Source organism: Streptomyces canus (genome assembly GCF_041435015.1).
Lineage (GTDB): Bacteria > Actinomycetota > Actinomycetes > Streptomycetales > Streptomycetaceae > Streptomyces > Streptomyces canus_G.
On sequence record NZ_CP107989.1, the window covers coordinates 134,871 to 151,772 of the forward strand.

Annotated in this window: 14 protein-coding genes and 1 pseudogene; 9 read left to right on the top strand and 6 right to left on the bottom strand. The window is 69.9% G+C overall.

Annotated features, from left to right (window positions below; all coding sequences use genetic code 11):
• Positions 1–183 precede the first annotated feature (183 nt).
• From OG841_RS00690 to OG841_RS00710, 5 genes are all read right to left on the bottom strand, one after another.
• The gene (locus tag OG841_RS00690) at positions 184–495 is read right to left on the bottom strand and encodes a hypothetical protein (protein WP_365121795.1); all 312 of its coding nucleotides are present in this window, start codon (positions 493–495) and stop codon (positions 184–186) included.
• 211 nt (positions 496–706) lie between these two features.
• Positions 707–1,477, bottom strand: coding sequence for an SDR family NAD(P)-dependent oxidoreductase (locus OG841_RS00695; RefSeq protein ID WP_328643326.1), 771 nt, complete (start codon positions 1,475–1,477; stop codon positions 707–709).
• Between the two features lie 85 nt (positions 1,478–1,562).
• Positions 1,563–2,420, bottom strand: coding sequence for a hypothetical protein (locus OG841_RS00700; protein ID WP_371562519.1), 858 nt, complete (start codon positions 2,418–2,420; stop codon positions 1,563–1,565).
• 264 nt (positions 2,421–2,684) lie between these two features.
• Positions 2,685–4,169: an APC family permease gene (locus tag OG841_RS00705; protein ID WP_328643324.1), complete on the bottom strand. Its 1,485-nt coding sequence runs from the start codon at positions 4,167–4,169 to the stop codon at positions 2,685–2,687.
• Positions 4,170–4,252: 83 nt separating this feature from the next.
• Entirely contained in the window at positions 4,253–5,908 is a 1,656-nt protein-coding gene (locus OG841_RS00710; protein WP_328643767.1) for an amidohydrolase, read from the bottom strand.
• A 185-nt stretch (positions 5,909–6,093) separates the two neighbouring features.
• Here OG841_RS00710 and OG841_RS00715 point away from each other — a divergent pair, with 185 nt between their 5' ends.
• The 5 genes from OG841_RS00715 (at position 6,094) to OG841_RS00735 (ending at position 12,524) form a co-directional block, all read left to right on the top strand.
• Positions 6,094–6,705 (top strand): TetR/AcrR family transcriptional regulator, encoded by a 612-nt coding sequence (locus tag OG841_RS00715; protein ID WP_328643323.1) that lies wholly within the window; start codon positions 6,094–6,096, stop codon positions 6,703–6,705.
• Positions 6,706–6,766: 61 nt separating this feature from the next.
• Positions 6,767–7,330: an MBL fold metallo-hydrolase gene (locus OG841_RS00720; RefSeq protein ID WP_328643322.1), complete on the top strand. Its 564-nt coding sequence runs from the start codon at positions 6,767–6,769 to the stop codon at positions 7,328–7,330.
• A gap of 55 nt (positions 7,331–7,385) precedes the next feature.
• The gene (locus OG841_RS00725) at positions 7,386–7,820 is read left to right on the top strand and encodes an SDR family oxidoreductase (RefSeq protein WP_371562523.1); all 435 of its coding nucleotides are present in this window, start codon (positions 7,386–7,388) and stop codon (positions 7,818–7,820) included.
• Positions 7,821–8,416: 596 nt separating this feature from the next.
• The gene (locus tag OG841_RS00730) at positions 8,417–8,857 is read left to right on the top strand and encodes an Lrp/AsnC family transcriptional regulator (protein ID WP_266554746.1); all 441 of its coding nucleotides are present in this window, start codon (positions 8,417–8,419) and stop codon (positions 8,855–8,857) included.
• 715 nt (positions 8,858–9,572) lie between these two features.
• Positions 9,573–12,524, top strand: a complete 2,952-nt coding sequence (locus OG841_RS00735) for an aminotransferase (protein ID WP_371562527.1) — start codon at positions 9,573–9,575, stop codon at positions 12,522–12,524.
• 188 nt (positions 12,525–12,712) lie between these two features.
• Here OG841_RS00735 and OG841_RS00740 read toward each other — a convergent pair.
• Positions 12,713–13,512, bottom strand: a pseudogene (locus OG841_RS00740) (IS5 family transposase); the annotation flags it as partial.
• Positions 13,513–13,672: 160 nt separating this feature from the next.
• On the opposite strand from OG841_RS00740, the gene OG841_RS00745 reads away from it, so the two are divergent.
• From OG841_RS00745 to OG841_RS00760, 4 genes are all read left to right on the top strand, one after another.
• Entirely contained in the window at positions 13,673–14,371 is a 699-nt protein-coding gene (locus tag OG841_RS00745) for an SDR family oxidoreductase (protein WP_328643320.1), read from the top strand.
• 213 nt (positions 14,372–14,584) lie between these two features.
• Complete coding sequence (locus tag OG841_RS00750; protein ID WP_371562531.1) at positions 14,585–14,983, top strand: hypothetical protein; 399 nt, start codon at positions 14,585–14,587, stop codon at positions 14,981–14,983.
• Positions 14,984–15,408: 425 nt separating this feature from the next.
• Entirely contained in the window at positions 15,409–16,311 is a 903-nt protein-coding gene (locus OG841_RS00755; protein ID WP_371571048.1) for a hypothetical protein, read from the top strand.
• A 118-nt stretch (positions 16,312–16,429) separates the two neighbouring features.
• Positions 16,430–16,885, top strand: a complete 456-nt coding sequence (locus tag OG841_RS00760; protein ID WP_328643317.1) for a hypothetical protein — start codon at positions 16,430–16,432, stop codon at positions 16,883–16,885.
• The last annotated feature ends 17 nt before the right edge of the window (positions 16,886–16,902 follow it).

Consider the following 16,902-nt stretch of genomic DNA (forward strand, 5'->3'; position numbering starts at 1 on the left):
GGCGAACCGGCGGACCAGCGATAGCCGCGGTTTGATCGTCCCGTCCCACTTCAGGAAGCGGGCCCGCTGCTGTTTGGCCCACCTCTCGGACATGGACTCGAACACGGCGGGTTCGGGGTACAGGTAGGAGATCGCGTGCACGGTGCCAGAGGATTGCAGAGCAGACCTCTCGCACCAGCGGATTCACTCGTACTTCGACCCTGCGGAGTGCTGCATCACGTACGACTCCGCCCCGTTCTCCTGGGGACGTTTTCCGGTGAAGTAGAGACAGATGATGGCCGCAGCGGTGCCGAGGTGCCGCATCAGAGCGGCGGACTCGTTGAAGTCCACGTGGTCGCGCCAGGGCCTCCCCTCGATCCGTCCGGTGACCGGCACCTGCAGCGGACACCGCCCCGGCCGCTGGACCACTAGCGAGGTGAGTCCGTGCCGTTTGGTGAACCGGTCGACCTGCGTGAGGCTGGCGCCGGTAGTGGCGGCGACAAGGATGCGGGCCACGGCCGGCGCGCCTTGGTGCCCAGCAGCGGGCAGGGGCGCACCAGTGTCGCCGGCCGCGCGTGACCAGCCGCCCGGCCAGAGGCGATCTTCGCTCTGCTGATGGCCTTTCAAGTACTGATCCCTGCCGAGGCCGATGTTGCGCCGAATGACGTACGGCAGTGGGCGGGTGCCGCGCACGGACCGTGCCGGATCCCGGCAGATGCGGGCGTCGTCAAGGGCGCGGCCAGGTCTCGGGAAGACCGTGTCCGCCGTCGGCGACCAGCACCGATCCGGTGACGAACGATGCCGACTCGTGCGCCAGGAACAGGACACATGCCGCGATCTCGTCCGGAGTTCCGCTGCGTCCGAAGGGACCCGCAGCGGCCGCGGCCGCCTCGAACTCCAGCTGGGAGCCGGTCGTCACATAACCGGGGGCCACGACGTTGACGGTGACGCCGTTGCCGACGGTCTCGAGAGCAAGAGCGCGGGACAGCCCCACCAAGCCCGCCTTCGCGGCCGTGTAGGTGGCCTGGCCCGGCATCGCGTTGACGGTGCCGGTCGTGGAGCCGATCGACACGATGCGTCCGTACCCCGCCGCTGTCATGGTCGGCGTCACGGCGCGGCACATGAGGAAAGAGGTCGTCAGGTTGCGGGCCAGGGCCGCGTTCCAGCCGGTCAGGGAGAGGCGGGCGACGTCGTCGGCGGCGTCCCAGCCCGACGTCACGGATGTCATGCCGGCGTTGTTGACGAGTACGTCGATGCGGTCCCAGCGCTCCAGGGCGGCCTGCACCAGGGCGTTCGCGGCGCCGTCGACGGTGAGGTCGGCGACCACGCCGACGGCGGCGGGGCCGAGTTCCGCCGCTCGCTGGTGCACCCGCTCGGACATCGCGCCCAGGACGACACGGGCGCCCTCCTCGACGAGGGCGCGGGCGACCGCGGCACCGATGCCGTCGGGGGCGCCGGCTCCCGTGACGATGGCTACTCGGTCCTGAAAACGCGTCATCCATTACCACCAAGGGTCGAGCGGGCTGGGGAGTCGGTGCGATGGGCGCGGCTGTGGTCGCGCCCACGCGGGGCGAGCGGGACGGTCATCGTGTCGCGTCGGCTCGCCGCTGGGCATGGGGGAAGGTCAGGACGGGGTCATAGCCGCCGTGGCCCCAGGGGTGGGGGGTGACCACACCGGCGACGGCGCCGAAGACCGTGGCGACACGGGCCGTGTCCCGGGCAGCGGTGAGGGCGTAGGCCAGGAGGTTGAGGTCGGCGAGGGCCGCCGCGTGCCTCAGTTGTCCCGCCGGGGTCCACGCTTGCAGAGCCCGGTCCAGGACGCGGGATGCCTCCGGTCCGTCCCGCAGGCGGTCCGCCATCAGTCCATGGACTCCTTCGCGCGACAGGGCTGCGTGGTAGCGGTCGATCAGCGCCATGAAGGGAAGGCCGGCTGCCGGGGCCGTGGCGGGAATCGCGGCCTGTGCCCGGTCGCCGAACTCCATGGACTGGGCGCGGGAGCCGCATTCGCGGGGCGACAGGTAGCCGTACATCTGCACGTGGGGTTCGCGGTGCGACAGGTAGCCGTACATCTGCACGTGGGGTTCGCGGTGCCACGGGTCTCGGGCGGCGATTTCCCGCCACACGGGAAAGGCCTCGGTGCGAGGCCTGCGCCGCTGCCGCAGGAGGCCGAGCCGCACCACCCACGGGTTGGGGTCGTGCGGGCGCAGACGCGCCGCCGTGACGCCAGCTCCGACGGTCTCGTCGAACTCGGCGTCTGCGGTGGGTGTGCGGGTGCCGCGTGCCATGGCTTCCCAGGCGAACAGGGTGTGTGCGTCGGGGTGCCGGGAGTCGTGCTGCGCCCAGGAGCGCTGGGTGCTCGGGCGCGTGGACGCGGTCAGGACGGCGAGTCGGTGTGCCCGGCGGTCCCAGTCGTCACCGGCGTCGTCGAGCAGGCGCTGCACGAGGGGGGGGCGACCAGGACACGGGTGTGTCCTGTGCCCCGCCCGGTGAGCCGACGGCACACCGGGCCCAGTTCTGTGTCGTCGACTTCGGCCGCCAGGCGGGGAGCCGGCTTCCTGTGGCGCCCGAGGATCATCAGGATGCACCGTCTCGTGGTCGGATGTGGGGCAGCGGGCGCGGTGCCCGGTACGGCGGAGGCGACGCGGGACGGAATGGTCCGCCGGGGCGGGAAGCCGCCTCCGTGTGGCGGGATCCGGCGGCGTCGGTCAGTCGATGTCGGTGGTGGCAAGCTTGGCGTAGACGTCGGGCCTGGTGCGGCGGATGCGGAGGGCGCCGAACACGCCGGTCAGGAACAGGGCCGGGGTGAGCGCGGCAAGCGTCCAGTTGACGACCGGACCAGCGCCGGTGAACAGATCGAGGCGCTTGCACACCAGCCCCGTGGTCAGGGTGAGGAGGATGCCTGCGGATGCTGGTGCGACCAGGGTGCGCAGGCGTCCCTCGCCCCGCGTGGCGGGGTTGCGGCGGAAGAAGGCCACCACGGCGAAGGCCGCCACGGCCTGCAGGACCAGGATCCCGACCACGCCGGGGGTGTTCACCCAGAGGAAAAACTGGTTGTAGGGGTGGACGCCGATCGCGGCGAAGACGGCGACGACCACGACGGCCAGGAGGCTCTGGGCGATGCCGGCGATCCATGGCGAGCCGTGGCGCGCGTGGACCTTGCCCAGGGCGGCGGGAGCGACCCGTTCGGCGGACAGCGCGTAGGCGTAGCGGGTGATGGCGTTGTGGAAGGAGAGCAGCGCGGCCAGCAGGCTGGTGATGATCAGGATGCGCTGGAGGTCGGTGGCCCAGGTGCCGACGTAGCGGGTCATGGCGGTGAAGAACAGCTCGGCGGGGTTCTGTGCGGCTGCCCCGGCCACCTGGTCGCTACCGAAGGCCTGGATGATGACCCAGACGATGAAGGTATAGAAGAGGCCGAGGAAGCCCACGGCCAGGTAGGTCGCACGGGGCACGGTGCGGTCGGGGTCGCGGGCCTCTTCACGGTAGATGGCGGTGGCCTCGAAGCCGATGAAGGCCGCGACGGCGAGGCCCAACGGACCGCTCATCTTCGAGGTGAAGACGTTGGAGGGAGCGAAGGAGTCCAGGGTCAGCCCGTGCGCCCCGCCCTTGATCAGGATCGCGCCGGCGAGCAGCACCAGGATCGCGGTCTCGGCCACAAGGAGGGCGGCCAGGACCTTGGCCCCGAAGTTGATCGAGCGGAAGCCGAGGAACCACACGACGGCTATCCCCGCGAAGGCGTACACCGGCCAGGGCAGGTCGATGCCGAGGAGGTCGTTCATGGTGGAGGCGGAGAAGAAGCCGAAGGCCCCGAACACACCGATCTGCAGGGCGTTGTAGGAGAACAGCGCCACCAGCGCCGCGCCGAGCCCGGCCGGGCGGCCGAGACCACGGGCGACGTAGGAGTAGAACGCTCCGGCATTGCGGATGTACGGCGTCATCGCGGTGAAGCCGACCGCGAACAGACACAGCACCACCCCGACGCCCACGTAGGCGGCCGGGGCACCGATGCCGCCGAAGAGGATCGCGAGGGGTGCGACACCGGCCATCACGGTGAGCGGGGCGGCCGCGGCGGCGACGAAGAAGACGATGTCGGCGACGCCGAGGGTGCCGCGCTGGAGGTGAGGGCTTGTCTCGGGCCCCGCGGGCTGCGGGGATCGGGGTTGGGCTGCGGTGGGGACGTGAGCGTCGGTCATGGAAGGTCTCCGCGTGATACGTGTGATCGAGGGAGGGAACGGGTGTCCCGGACACGCGGGCCGGTCGGGGCGACGACGGACGGCTATCGTCTCCCGGCGGGAACGTGTGCGGAGGTGTCGGCATGGTGGGTGGGCCGACCGGCGAGCCAGGTGCCCAGGACGGGCAGGCCCGCGAGCGCGGCGGGTGCGGTCTCGACCGGGTCGGCGGCGAGATGCACCAGATCGGCGCGCATGCCGGGGCGCAGGACGCCCCATTCCTTCTCCTCGAACGCCTGATGGGCGCATCCCGCGGAGTAGGCGGTCAGAGCGGTCTCGATGTCGATCCGCTCCTCAGGGAGCCAGCCGCCGTCCGGGGTCCCGTCGGGCGTCTGGCGGGTCACGGCGGTGGCGATGCCCCGCAGTGGTTCATGGGCGGTGACCGGCCAGTCACTGCCGAAGGAGACCTGAGCGCCGGAGGCGAGCAGGGCGGCGATCTGGTACTGCCGGCCGCCGCGCTCGGGGCCGATCCTCGGCAGCGTGAGCTCGGTCATCAGGGGATCCGACTGGGCCCACAGCGGCTGGAGGCTGGCGATCACCCCGAGTTCGGCGAAGCGCGGCAGGTCGGCGGGGTGGATCAGCTGGGCGTGGGCGATGACGGGGCGGCGGTCGCGGGTGCCGTTGATCCGGGCCGCGGCCTCGATGACGTCGAGGGCGGTGCGGACCCCGCCGTCGCCGATGGCGTGGATGTGCGGCCGGAACCCGAGCGCGTCCACCGCGGTGACGGCCTCGGCAAGTTCTTCAGGTGCCCAGTTGGCGATACCGTGCGAGTGCGCGCAGTCCGTGTAGGGCTCCAGGAGAGCGGCGGTGCCCGACTCGATGACGCCGTCCGCGAAGAATTTGACGGTACGGGCGGTGAGCAGTCCGGGCGCCGCGCTCTCCACCAGGTCCCGGTCGGCCGCGAAACGGGCGATCCGCTCGCGCCAGCCGTCGGGTTCCAGGATGAAGGCGAGATCCGCGCGGACGGGCAGACCCGGCTCGGTGGTCGCGGCGTCGATCCAGACGTCGGCATGGTGCGGCTCGACCCAGGCGTCCTGCACCCAGGTCACGCCGGCGGCGGCGAACAGGGCAGCGGCCTCCCGCAGCGCGGCCACCTGCGCCTCGTGGGACGCCGGGGGGATCAGGGCGAGTACGGGGCTCAGGGCGCCGAACTCGCGAAGCGTGCCCAGGGGTTCTGTCGTTCCGTCCCGGCGCAGGATCTCTCCGCCGACCGGATCGGGGGTGTTTGCCGTGTACCCGGCGCGGCGCAGCGCCTCGCTGTTCACCCAGGCCGTGTGGTGGTCCATGGTGCGCAGCACGACCGGGCGGTCGGGGACGGCGGCGTCCAGCCACCGGGCGTCGAACCGGCCGTCGGGTGCCAGCCACGGGTCGAAGCCGTCGCCGCTGACCCACTCGGCGTCGGGGTGCGCTTCGGCCCAGTGCCGTACGGCCTCGACGATGGCCTCGGCGCTTGCGCAGTCCCGGACCGGGACCCCGTGCAGCCCCAGGCCGCCCATCACCGGATGCACATGGCTGTCACCGAAGGCGGGGAGCAGTGCGCCGCCGACCAGATCGACGACGGTGGTGCGAGGACCCCGGGCGGCCAGCGCAGCCGCCCCCAGGGCGCTGATCCGGCCGTCGACCACGGCGAGGGCCTCGTGGACGGAAGCGCCCAAGGCGCCCGTACGGATGGTCCCGCCAGTGAAGACGATGTCGGCATGCATGGGTGTCACGGTGCCCTTCTCTCACCCGACCGCTTAATTGAAAGGCGTTCGGTTTCGGGTAATGTAGGCGCCGCCCGCGGCAACGGAAAGAGTTTTACCGAAAGAAATTCAGTAACGTTTGAGTTACGGCGAGCGCTGTGCACTCCGGCAGGCGCGGACCCGCGACACAACAGCGAGGAGCGACCGTGGGACGGCCACGCACCCCCCTGCTCGACCGTCGGCGCATCGGTGCCGCAGCACTGCGACTGGCGGACGAGAAGGGCACCCTGACCATCCCCGCCCTCGCCAGGGCTCTCGGCGTGGCCCCCTCCGCGCTCTACCACCACGTGTCCGGGCGGGACGAGATCATCTCCCTCATGCGCGAGGAACTCGTGCTCACGACCGGTGGCGACAAGGACTGGTCACAACCCTGGGAGAACGGTCTGGAGGACTGGGCACGCACCTACCTCTCCGCCTTCGCCGCCCACCCGGGAGCGGTCCCCCTCCTCGCCACCGCACCACTCGCCGAACCCTTCATGCACACGATGTACGAGAAGGTCGCCGAACTCCTCATTGCAGGCGGCTTCCCCGCGCACCAGGTCATGCCAGTGATCACCGCTCTGGAGAGCTTCGTCCTCGGCTCCGCCCTCGACCTCGTGGCGCCCCCCGTGATGCTTTCCGACGTCGCCCGCGACGCCACTCCGCACCTCAGCACCGCCCTCGACCACACACCCACTGACCACAGTCGGGCCGCACACGCCTTCGACATCGGCCTGCGCGCCCTGCTCACCGGCTTTCGTGACCTGCTCAACCACTGAGGGGAGTCCGAAAGGCCGGTCGAGCGGTGCCCCACGACGACCAGATCCCCAGGAGCCGATCATGCCCGCCGCGTTTCACGTGCTGACCACCGGCTACGCCCACGACCGCGTCGCCAGCACCGTCACCCTGCTCACCGAGGACGACACGGTGGCCGTCGTCGACCCCGGCATGGTCGCCGACCGCCGGCTCATCCTCGGCCCGCTCGCCAAACTCGGCATCGAGCCGCAGGAGGTGACCGACGTGGTCTTCAGCCATCACCACCCGGACCACACCCTGAACGCCGCCCTCTTCCCGGAAGCGCGCTTCCACGACCACATGGCCGTCTACCGCGACGACATCTGGGAGGAGAGGGACGCCGACGGCTATGCGATCTCCCCCTCCATCACCCTCATGACGACCCCCGGCCACACCCCCGAGGACATCAGTACAATCGCCACGACCGACCAGGGGCTGGTGGTCCTCACCCACCTGTGGTGGGGCGCCGAGGGCCCGGCCGACGACCCCTTCGCACCCGACCGCGACCAACTGCGCGCCGCCCGCGAGAAGGTTCTGGCCCTGAACCCCGCCCTGATCGTGCCCGGTCACGGCGTGCCCTTCGCCCCCTCTCCTTCTACCCCCCTCTAGCTTGACTCTGTCGTGGATCTTGGTGATTCCCGGCGCGGCGACATGATCAACGGGCATGCTCGGGGCTGTTCCGCAGGCCTGGCGTCGTACCGGGTCGACACCCCGGCCAGGACGGAGTAGGCAAGTGCGTCCCGCGCGGGTGGCGCGGGCGCGAGGCGGTGCCCGCATCGTCAGCCGCGGCAGCTCCCCGCCGACGAGTGGACGGATTCCTCTTGTTCGGCAGGGCTGCTGGGGCTGTCCGGGGCGCTCGCCCTTGGTGTCGTACGGCGTCACCGTGAACGTCGTGGCCCCCGGCTATGTTGCGACAGGCTCCCAGCTGGAGTTCGAGGCAGCGGCCGCTGCGGCGGGCCCGCTCGGACGCAGTGCCACACCGGACGAGATCGCGGCTGGCGTCATGTTTCTGGCGCACGAATCGGCGTCGTTCGTCACCGGATCGACTCTCGTGACCGATGGCGGGCACGGTCTTGCGGAGACGTGGCCACGACCGTGAGTCTCGTGCAGCTTCTCGGAGCCTTCTCCGAGGTAGAGACGAGCCCCTGGGGCCAAGCGGCCAGCAGGGAGTAAGGAAGACGCCCGGCTTGACGCGACGTGGGAGCGCCCGCCCTGCGGCACCTCCCCGAGCGGTGTCGTCCCCGAGCGCCGAGCCGCACGTTCAGGCCCGTCGGAGCGACGATCGGGAGGCAGGACGCGCTGCCACGGCACCTGCCGCCCGGCCATCGCGCGGCACTTGTCGATCCAGAACACCCGGCAGCCCGGATCACTCGGCGAGCAGGGGCTGCCTGCCTTCGAAGCGGTCGCTTCCGCGTCAACCACCGGGCCGGAACGGGGGACATGACGATCCCACCCGGAACCGCAGGTCGTTCGCCGAGAGTGACTGGTCCGTCGGTCACTGGGTCCTGGCAGTGCCTCCTGGCCGGGGCTTCGGCAGGACTGCCGACGAGGCAGGTTCCCTGGCCGGTGTCACGCGGCTTCCAAGATCCGAACGATTGATTCGACTTCGTCGGCGGAGAAATCAACTGCGCCCTGCGCGTATTGCGCGCGAATCGATTGCGTGCTTAGCTGCTCGCGCACCTAGGAGGTGTCCTTATGGACGACATCGATCGGGCCATCCTGCGCGAACTGCAGGCCGACGGTCGCATCCCCTACGCCGATCTCGGCCCGAAGGTCGGCCTGTCGGCGTCGGCCGCTCGGCAACGGCTGCAGCGGCTGATCGACTCCAAGGCGGTGCAGGTCGTCGGCGTCACCGACCCGATGGCGATGGGCGGGCAGGCCATGGCCCTACTCGGGCTCCGCGTCGACGGCGATCCGCGAGCGGTGGCCGACGAACTCTCACGCCACGACGAGGTCGTCTACGCCGTGTTGACCGCCGGCACCTTCGACTTGTTCGCTGAGGCCGTCTGTCGCCATCCGCGTGACCTGCTGGACTTCGTCAACGACGTCGTGCGTCCCATCGAGGGCGTGACAAAGGTGGAGAGCTTCCCCTACTTCGGGATTCACACGCACCGGTTCTTCTGGAACGTCGGCTGAGGAGCGCCGTGATCACCGTTTCCGCACCCCCGCACGCGGCACCCGGAAGGGACAGTCTGCCCAAGCCCAGCCCCAGTACGTGAGCGGCTGGTGTCGGCGTGAAGCCACTGTCGAGATCGGCAATCGCCGCACGCGTGCGCCGGGCATGGCACGGCCGCCCGTCGAACAAGCACGTCAAGTTCGACAACATCGCTTGACCGCAAGGACTGGCACCGCACGATCTGCGGGCACCGACAGCCCGCCACACAGTCGTAAACCGTCCGCCCATCCGGGGGACCGATCGCCACCAGGGGCCCTGACCAGGACACCCCTCCCGAAAGGCCGGCACGCGCATGGAGTAGTACGAGCTCGAACGCCTCTCCCGGGCCCAACTGGCGGCCATGCGGCGCAGCCTTTGACGTCGCCGCCGAACCGTCCCGGGCCGCCGAAACTCCGATGGGCACCAGGAGGTCTATCGCCGCGGTCTCGCCGAGGGCCAGGAGCACCGCGGTGCGCACCCGGGTGAGGCATCCGTGGACTCGGTGGCGGCGGAGTGAGGCGGCGAGGAAAACCCTCGACGCTACTGCGGGCCTCCCACTCTTTGTTTGTTGCACTCACTTCAGTGATCTGCGGGATGGCGTGGCCCGCCCCTCTGCATCACCTCTGTCCGATCACGCTCGCCGATCCGCAATGACCGGGCTGTCGCGGGTCAACCAACTGATGAACGGAGAATTCGATGGGCATCTCACCTGCCGAGTGGCTGGTGGCGCCGATGGTCGCAATCGAGGAGGAGCGGGCCGCAGCCCTCCTCACGGAGCGATTCGGCATAGAGGGAACACTCGAGGAACTGGGCAGCAACCACGACCGCAACTTCCGGGTGCGCACCGGTCTGAATGAGCACGGGTACGTCTTCAAGGTCTTCAACCCGGTCATTGACCGCGCGGTACTGAGGGCGCAGTCCGAGGCCACCGAGCGCCTCGCCCGGGCGCTGCCGAAGCTGCGGCTACCGCGGGCCCGGGTAGGAGTCGACGGGGAGCACATCCAGACCGTCTCCGTGGACGGCCGGGACTACGACTGCCAATTGCTCGACTACGTTCCCGGTGAACCGATCATGGACAGCCGCTATCTGGCTCCGCGGGTGGTGGCACGGCTGGGAGAGCTGGCCGGACGCATCACCGCGGCCCTGGAAGGTCTCGACATACCGACTCCGGACAGGCCGATGCTGTGGGACCTGCGCAACGCCCTCGAAGTCGTCGAGGCTCTGGCCCCGCACATGGTCGACCAGCGAAGGGCCGAACGTGTGCTGCGAGCCGCCCGCGCGGCACAACCACTGGTGGAGCGGCGCGCCGCGCGGATTCCCCTACAGGTCATTCACGGCGATGTGGCCGACAACAACGTGGTGTGCCGGACGGACCCGGACGGCCGCCCCATACCGGTCGGGCTGATCGACTTCGGAGATCTCACACACAGCTGGGCCGTGGCCGAGCTGGCGGTCGCCTGCACTTCCGTCCTGCATCATCACGGAGCCACACCGGCTTCGGTGCTGCCCGCGGTCCGCGCCTTCCACGCCGTACGGCCGCTCGGCGGAGACGAGCTGGACGTGCTGTGGCCCCTTGTCGTACTGCGCGGCTGCGTGCTGGTGGTATGCGGGCAGCACGCCGCGCTGCAGGACCCCGGCAACGGCTACGCCACGGCGGCCCTTGACCGTGAGTGGGCCATGTTCGAGGCCGGTGCGTCGGTACCGGCCGAGGTGATGGCGGCCCACTTCCGGCAGGTGATCGGCGAACCCGCCCCGCACAGCGATCCGCCGACCTCGAGCCACCCACTTCTCCCCGAACTTCCCTCCGAAGCAACAGTGCTCGACCTGTCCGTCACCAGCGACGCGCTGCACGGTGGCAGCTGGCTCGATCCGGACGCGGAGTCCGCTGTGGTCGCACGGGCACTCGCCTCGGGCGGCACGTCAGTGCTGACCCGGTATGGAGAGTGCCGTCTCACCCGTACACGGGTCGACAACACAGAGCAGAGCGCCACGCTCGCGCTCGGCGTGGAGGTGCACCTCACCAGCCCGCTGGCGGTCCACGCGCCGTGGGCCGGCACGGTCACCCGGCACGCCGAGCACGGAGTGACCCTGACCGCCGAGGGGCTGCATCTGGTACTCGACGGCATCAACCCGGCTGTCGCGGTCATCGACGGAGGAGAGGCCGTATCCGGTCAGCAGTTGGGCAGCGTCGCCGCACAGGGCAGCTGGTATCGGTTGGATGTGCAACTGTCCCGGCTCGGCACGGGAATTGCACCACGCTTCACTTCGCCAGGGCTGGACGCGGGCTGGCTGACGATGTGCCCTGATCCCACCGGCCTGATCCTCCCCCGGGCGGATCGCCCCGTGGTGGACACGTCCAGGGAGCCGGAGAGCGTCCTGCTGGAGCGTCGCGTGAGGTCTTTCGCCACCGTGCAGGAGCACTACTTCGAGACGCCTCCGCAGATCGAGCGAGGCTGGCAGCACCACCTCGTGGACACCCGCGGCCGCGGTTACCTGGACATGCTCAACAACGTGACCGTCCTGGGCCACGGTCACCCGCGACTGGTTGAAGCAGTGCACCGGCAGTGGCAGCGGCTCAACACCAACTCCCGTTTCCACTACGCATCGGTGGTCGAGCTGTCGGAGCGGCTGAGCGCGCTCCTGCCGGACGGACTCGACACCGTCTTCCTCGTCAACAGCGGCTCCGAGGCCGTGGATCTGGCACTGCGGCTGGCCTGGGCCGCTACCGGGAGGCGCGATGTCGTCGCGGTGGAGGAGGCGTACCACGGCTGGACCTACGCCGGTGACGCCATCTCCACCTCGACGGCCGACAACCCGAACGCCTTGGCCACCCGCCCCGCGTGGGTGCACACAGTCCCCACGCCGAACAGCTACCGCGGCCCGCACCGCGGCCCTGAGGCGCACCTCTACGGCCCCGAGGCCACGGCAGTGATCGCCGACCTGGTCAGGTCCGGACGCCCGCCGGCGGCGTTCGTGTGCGAGCCCTACTACGGCAACGCCGGCGGAATGGCTCTGCCCGACGGCTACCTCGAGCACGTCTATGCCGCCACCCGGGAATCCGGCGGTCTCTGCATCGCCGACGAGGTACAGGTCGGCTACGGTCGGCTGGGCTCCCACTTCTGGGGCTTCGAACAGCAGGGCGTCGAACCGGACATCGTCGCTGTCGCCAAGGCGATGGGCAACGGCCACCCCCTGGGGGCAGTGATCACCCGACGTGAGATCGCCGACGCCTACCGTTCGCAGGGCTACTTCTTCTCATCGGCCGGCGGCAGCCCGGTCAGTTCGATGGTCGGCCTGACCGTGCTCGACGTGCTCCGCGACGAAGGTCTCCAGGACAACGCCCGCACGGTCGGCGCACACCTGCGAACGCGGCTGCTGCGACTCGCCGACAAGCACCCGCTGATCGGCGCCGTCCACGGCAGTGGCCTGTACCTGGGCGTCGAGTTCGTCAGAGACCACGAGACACGGGAGCCGGCGACCGAGGAGACAGCCGCCATCTGCGAACGGCTACGAGAGCTGGGCGTGCTGATGCAGCCGACTTCGGACCGGATGTGCGTCCTGAAGATCAAGCCACCGCTGTGCCTGACCACGACGAGCGCCGACGTCTTCGTCGACGCCCTCGACGACGTACTCACTCACGGATGGTGACACACAATACGGACGTACCAGTCGGCGGCCGCCCTGTGGCACCGATCAGCTCCGGCTGAAAAACGTCGGCTCTCAGGTGTTCGACGACGCGCCGGACAACGACACCAAGGTCAAGGACACACAGGGCCGGCCATTCGACCCTCGTTCTCGGAAAGCTCTGCCGGTCCGGACTTCGGTGGAAGCGTCACCCTCTTCTTGTACCGCTCCTTGTCCAAGCCGGGCGGCCGGCCACCGGCGCTGCTGCGCCTGCGACGACCGGCCGCCTGGTCGGCCTTCTCCGGGATGACATGACGAATGCCTCGTTTCCGCAGGTAGGCAGGGGTACGGCGATTGCTGTATCCCTTGTCCGCGCTGACGCTGTCCGGTGTGGTGCGGGGCCGACCGGCAGCCAGGCGCGGCACCCGGATCCGTTCCATGACCGGCTCGAACCGGGTGCAGTCCGCCCGCTGCCCGGGAGTGACGAGCATCGACAGCGGGCGGCAGCGACCGTCCGCGCTCAGGTGGAGTTTGGTGGTGAAACGCCGCGTGAGCGGCCGAGCGTCTCACCTCCTGCACCACCTCCGCCAGGAGGTCGATCAGTTCCGCCCGGATCCGAGCGTTCCCGACCGCCTTGCCAAAGCCCCCTTTGGGACGCGGTGGCGGCGCCAGCCGGGCGCCGGCCGCGTGCCGGTGGGCTCGCACGGAGGTCGATTCCACGGACACATCCCAGTCGATGTCGCCAGCCGCGTCAGCCTCGGCCTGGACCCGCTGGAGGAGCAACTCCCAGGTGCCGTCCGCTGACCAGCGGCGATGCCGCTCGTGCACCGTCTTCCACGGGCCGTGGCGTTCCGGCGGATCGCGCCCACTGCACGTCTGTCCGGATCCGGTACAGCACTCCGTTGATCACCTGCCGGTGGTCCCGCCATCGGCCACAGCGTCGGTTGCTCACTGGCAGGAGCGGCTCAAGTCGCCCCCACTGGGCGTCAGTCAGATCATCCCTATGCCCCACAGTCCTATCAACGACTCAACTGATCGGCATGACATTGCCTAACTCCTGATCCACAGTCAGGAGCGGAGCCGTCGGAGAAAGCCGGGAGCGAGCGTCGAAGATCGCTGGGTAGAGTGCAGGCGCTTTGCCCCGATGACCCCGTCGCCGAGGAGGCCGTCCCATGGAACCCGTCACGCTGATCACCGGTGGCTCGACCGGAATCGGCGCCGCCACCGCCCGCGCCCTGCTCAAGCAGGGCCACCGCGTGGCCGTCACCGGACGCGACGCGGACAAGCTGGCCGCCTTCGCCACCACCGCGGGGGCGGGCGAGCGGCTGCTGATGATCACCGGCGACGCCGGCGAAGCGGATGACGTCGCCGCCGCCGTCCGCCACGTGCTGGACACCTGGGGCCGACTGGACAACGTCATAGCCAACGCTGGTTTCTCCCTGCCCGGCAACCTGGAGACCCACGCCCCTGAGGAGATGCGCGCCATGATCCTCACCAACGTCCTGGGCCCCGCCCTGCTGATCCAGGAGACCCTGCCCCACCTGAGGACCTCCAAGGGCCGCATCGTGATCATCGGCTCGGTCGCCGGCGTCCGCCACACCCCCGGCAACCTCTACTCCGTCACCAAGTGGGCCGCCCACGCCCTCGCCGAGAACACCCGCCTCCTGGTCGGCCAAGACGGAGTCGGCGTCACCGTTGTCGCCCCCGGCATCGTGGACACCCCCTTCTGGCACGCCCGCGGCGGCACCCCCGAGGCAGCCGCCACGATGACCGCCGAGCAGATCGCGGACACCATTGTGTTCGCCATCAACCAGCCCGCGGGCGTGGACATCAACCACATCACGGTGCGGCCGACGGGGCAGGTTGGCTGAGGTAGAGCTCCCAAGGGTCGTACGGGGAGGCGCCTTTGGCTCCGCCAAGCACAGTGTGGCGCGGGCCGGGGGCGCCTTCGGACATGGGCCGCCACCCCGCGGCGCTCCTAAGCACCGCTACCGCCGTTGCCTTGATCATCTGGCTTTGGACTTGAGGTCATCTCACCACGCAAGAGGACGGTAGGCCAGTCCATATTTCTCCCTTTCGTCCTCGTGATCGAGAAGGTGTGGGCGGCCTCGCGGTGTTTCCTTACCGCCACCGATCCCGCTGCCGAGACCTGGATCGGGGCCAAAGCCGCCCGGATCCTGGCCGGCGGCGCCTTGGGCGCCGTCGCCGGCATCCGCACGCAAGCCGACCGGCTGGGCCTGTCCGCAGATCAACGGGCCGCGGCGGACGGGGCCTGCCGCTACCTGGAGAACAGCGCCGCCCATCTCCACTACGACGAGGCCTGGGAGACCGGGTGGCCCATGGCCAGCGGCATGGTCGAAGGGGCAGCACGTCATCCGGTGGCTGACCGTCTCGATATCACCGGCAGCCGGTGGAGCGTCCCCGGAGCAGAAGCCGTCCTGACCCACCGGGCCCTCATCAGCAACGGCGACCAGGAACCCTGAGGGGCGGTTGCCGGGATTGCGCGTGGGTTCGGTGGGGGCGGTACAGGATCAGCCGGTGACGGAACGGGCCCGGCCGAGCGCGGCCGTGACCACCTGGGTGTAGTACCGGCTCTGGCGCGCGAACTCGTGACGCGCGGCCTCCCATACGTGCTCGCGTTGCAGCCGGGCGCCGGTTTCGGGCGGTTGGGGCGGCTCGCCGACGACATCCGCCTGAGCGGCTCGGCACGAGCAACGGCCCCGTCACCGACCGGCACAGCCGGGTTCAGAACCAGGTCAGGGCCCACACAGCCCGAGTTTTGTTCAGAGTCTGTTTGTTCAGCCCGTTCGGGCCGACGTCGAACAACCAAGACCGCTATCCCTTGGTCGGCGGGCACCGACCAGGGCCCGCCTGGAAAGGGGGCCCGGTGGTCGTGACAAGGCGGAGGGTGAAACGGGGGACGCTCCTCGCGGTGGCGCTCGGTTGTGTGGCCGCGGGCGCCGTGATCGCCGCGGCGGAACAACGGCCGCCGGACGCCGGAAAACCCGCCGGCGCTGCCGTACGGGACCTCACGGCTCAGGAGAAGAACCGGCTGTACCAGGCGGAACAGCTCCTGCTGCGCACCTGTATGCGGGAACACGGCTTCGAGTACCGCCCTGTACTGCAAAATCCCGTACCGCAGGCCAGGGAGTTCCCCTATGTCGTGGACGATGTCGCCTGGGCCCGGAAACACGGCTACGGCAGCGACATACAGCGCGAGATGGCCCGGGTACGCGAGACGGATGTCAACCAGCGGTACTTCCGCTCCCTGCCCCCGGATCGCCGCGCGCAGGCCTTGCGCGCGGCCAACGGTCAGGACCCGAACGGCGTCACCGCTCGCACGCTCGACGGCATGGTGCTGCGACGGAGCACCGAAGGCTGCCAGTCGGCGGCCGACCGCGTCCTCTACGGCGATCTGGCGGCCTGGTTCCAGGCCGAGGTGACGCAGGATTCGCTCCCGGAGGTACGCCACAAGCGCGTCATGGCCGATCCGGCCTTCGGGCGGGCCGTCACGCAGTGGGCTCGTTGCATGCGCGCCGCCGGCCATCCCTACGCCGACCCCGCTCAGTTGCGAGAGGAGGCGCTGCCGGGCCCGGGCGAACCCGCGCTCGCACAGGGGCAGGAGATCCGCCTCGCCGTGGCCGAGGCCCGCTGTGCCGCCGACAGCGGCCTGGCCCGTACGGCACACGCGTTGGACCGGACCTACACGATCCGGCTTCGCCACCAGTACCGCTCCGAGCTGGACGCCGCCCAGCGGCTTCAGCGCGGAGCCCTTCCCCGTGCCGACGAGGTCATCGACGACACTCGCTGACCCCTCGGGGCGGGGCGAAAAGAGAACGCACCACCCGCACCACCCGCACCACCCGACCAAGAAGCCGAGAACGGCCGTACATCGCGGCCGAGTCACATCACCCGTGAAAGGCATTGCCATGCGCGTATCACGCTCGCTCGTCCTCGGGACGGCCCTCGTCGCCCTGGGGACCGGGCTCCTTCCCGCCGTCACCGCCCACGCGGCCCCCGACACCTCCCGGACCACGTCCGCGTCAGCCGCCCCGACCGTGCCCGCGGGCGTCCAGGCCGACGGCTACCTCCACCTGTACCGCGACACCAACTACAACAACTACTGCGCGGGTTACGTCGGTAACTCCGCAAACTGGGGCACCTGCCGCAACCAGGTCTCCTCCCTGTGGAACAACGGGTACCCCGGCAGCCTGGACGACGTCTGGGTGTACTACAGCACGGACTACAGGGGCGCGCGGCGGGGCGTCTACAACGGTGTCGCGATTCCCGACCTCGCGCCGTACCCGTTCGACGCGGGGACGGGCACCGGAGCGGGCGAGTCGATCAACAACAACATCGCCTCCCACAAGTGGACGAACCTGTAGCCGACGGACGTGACGAG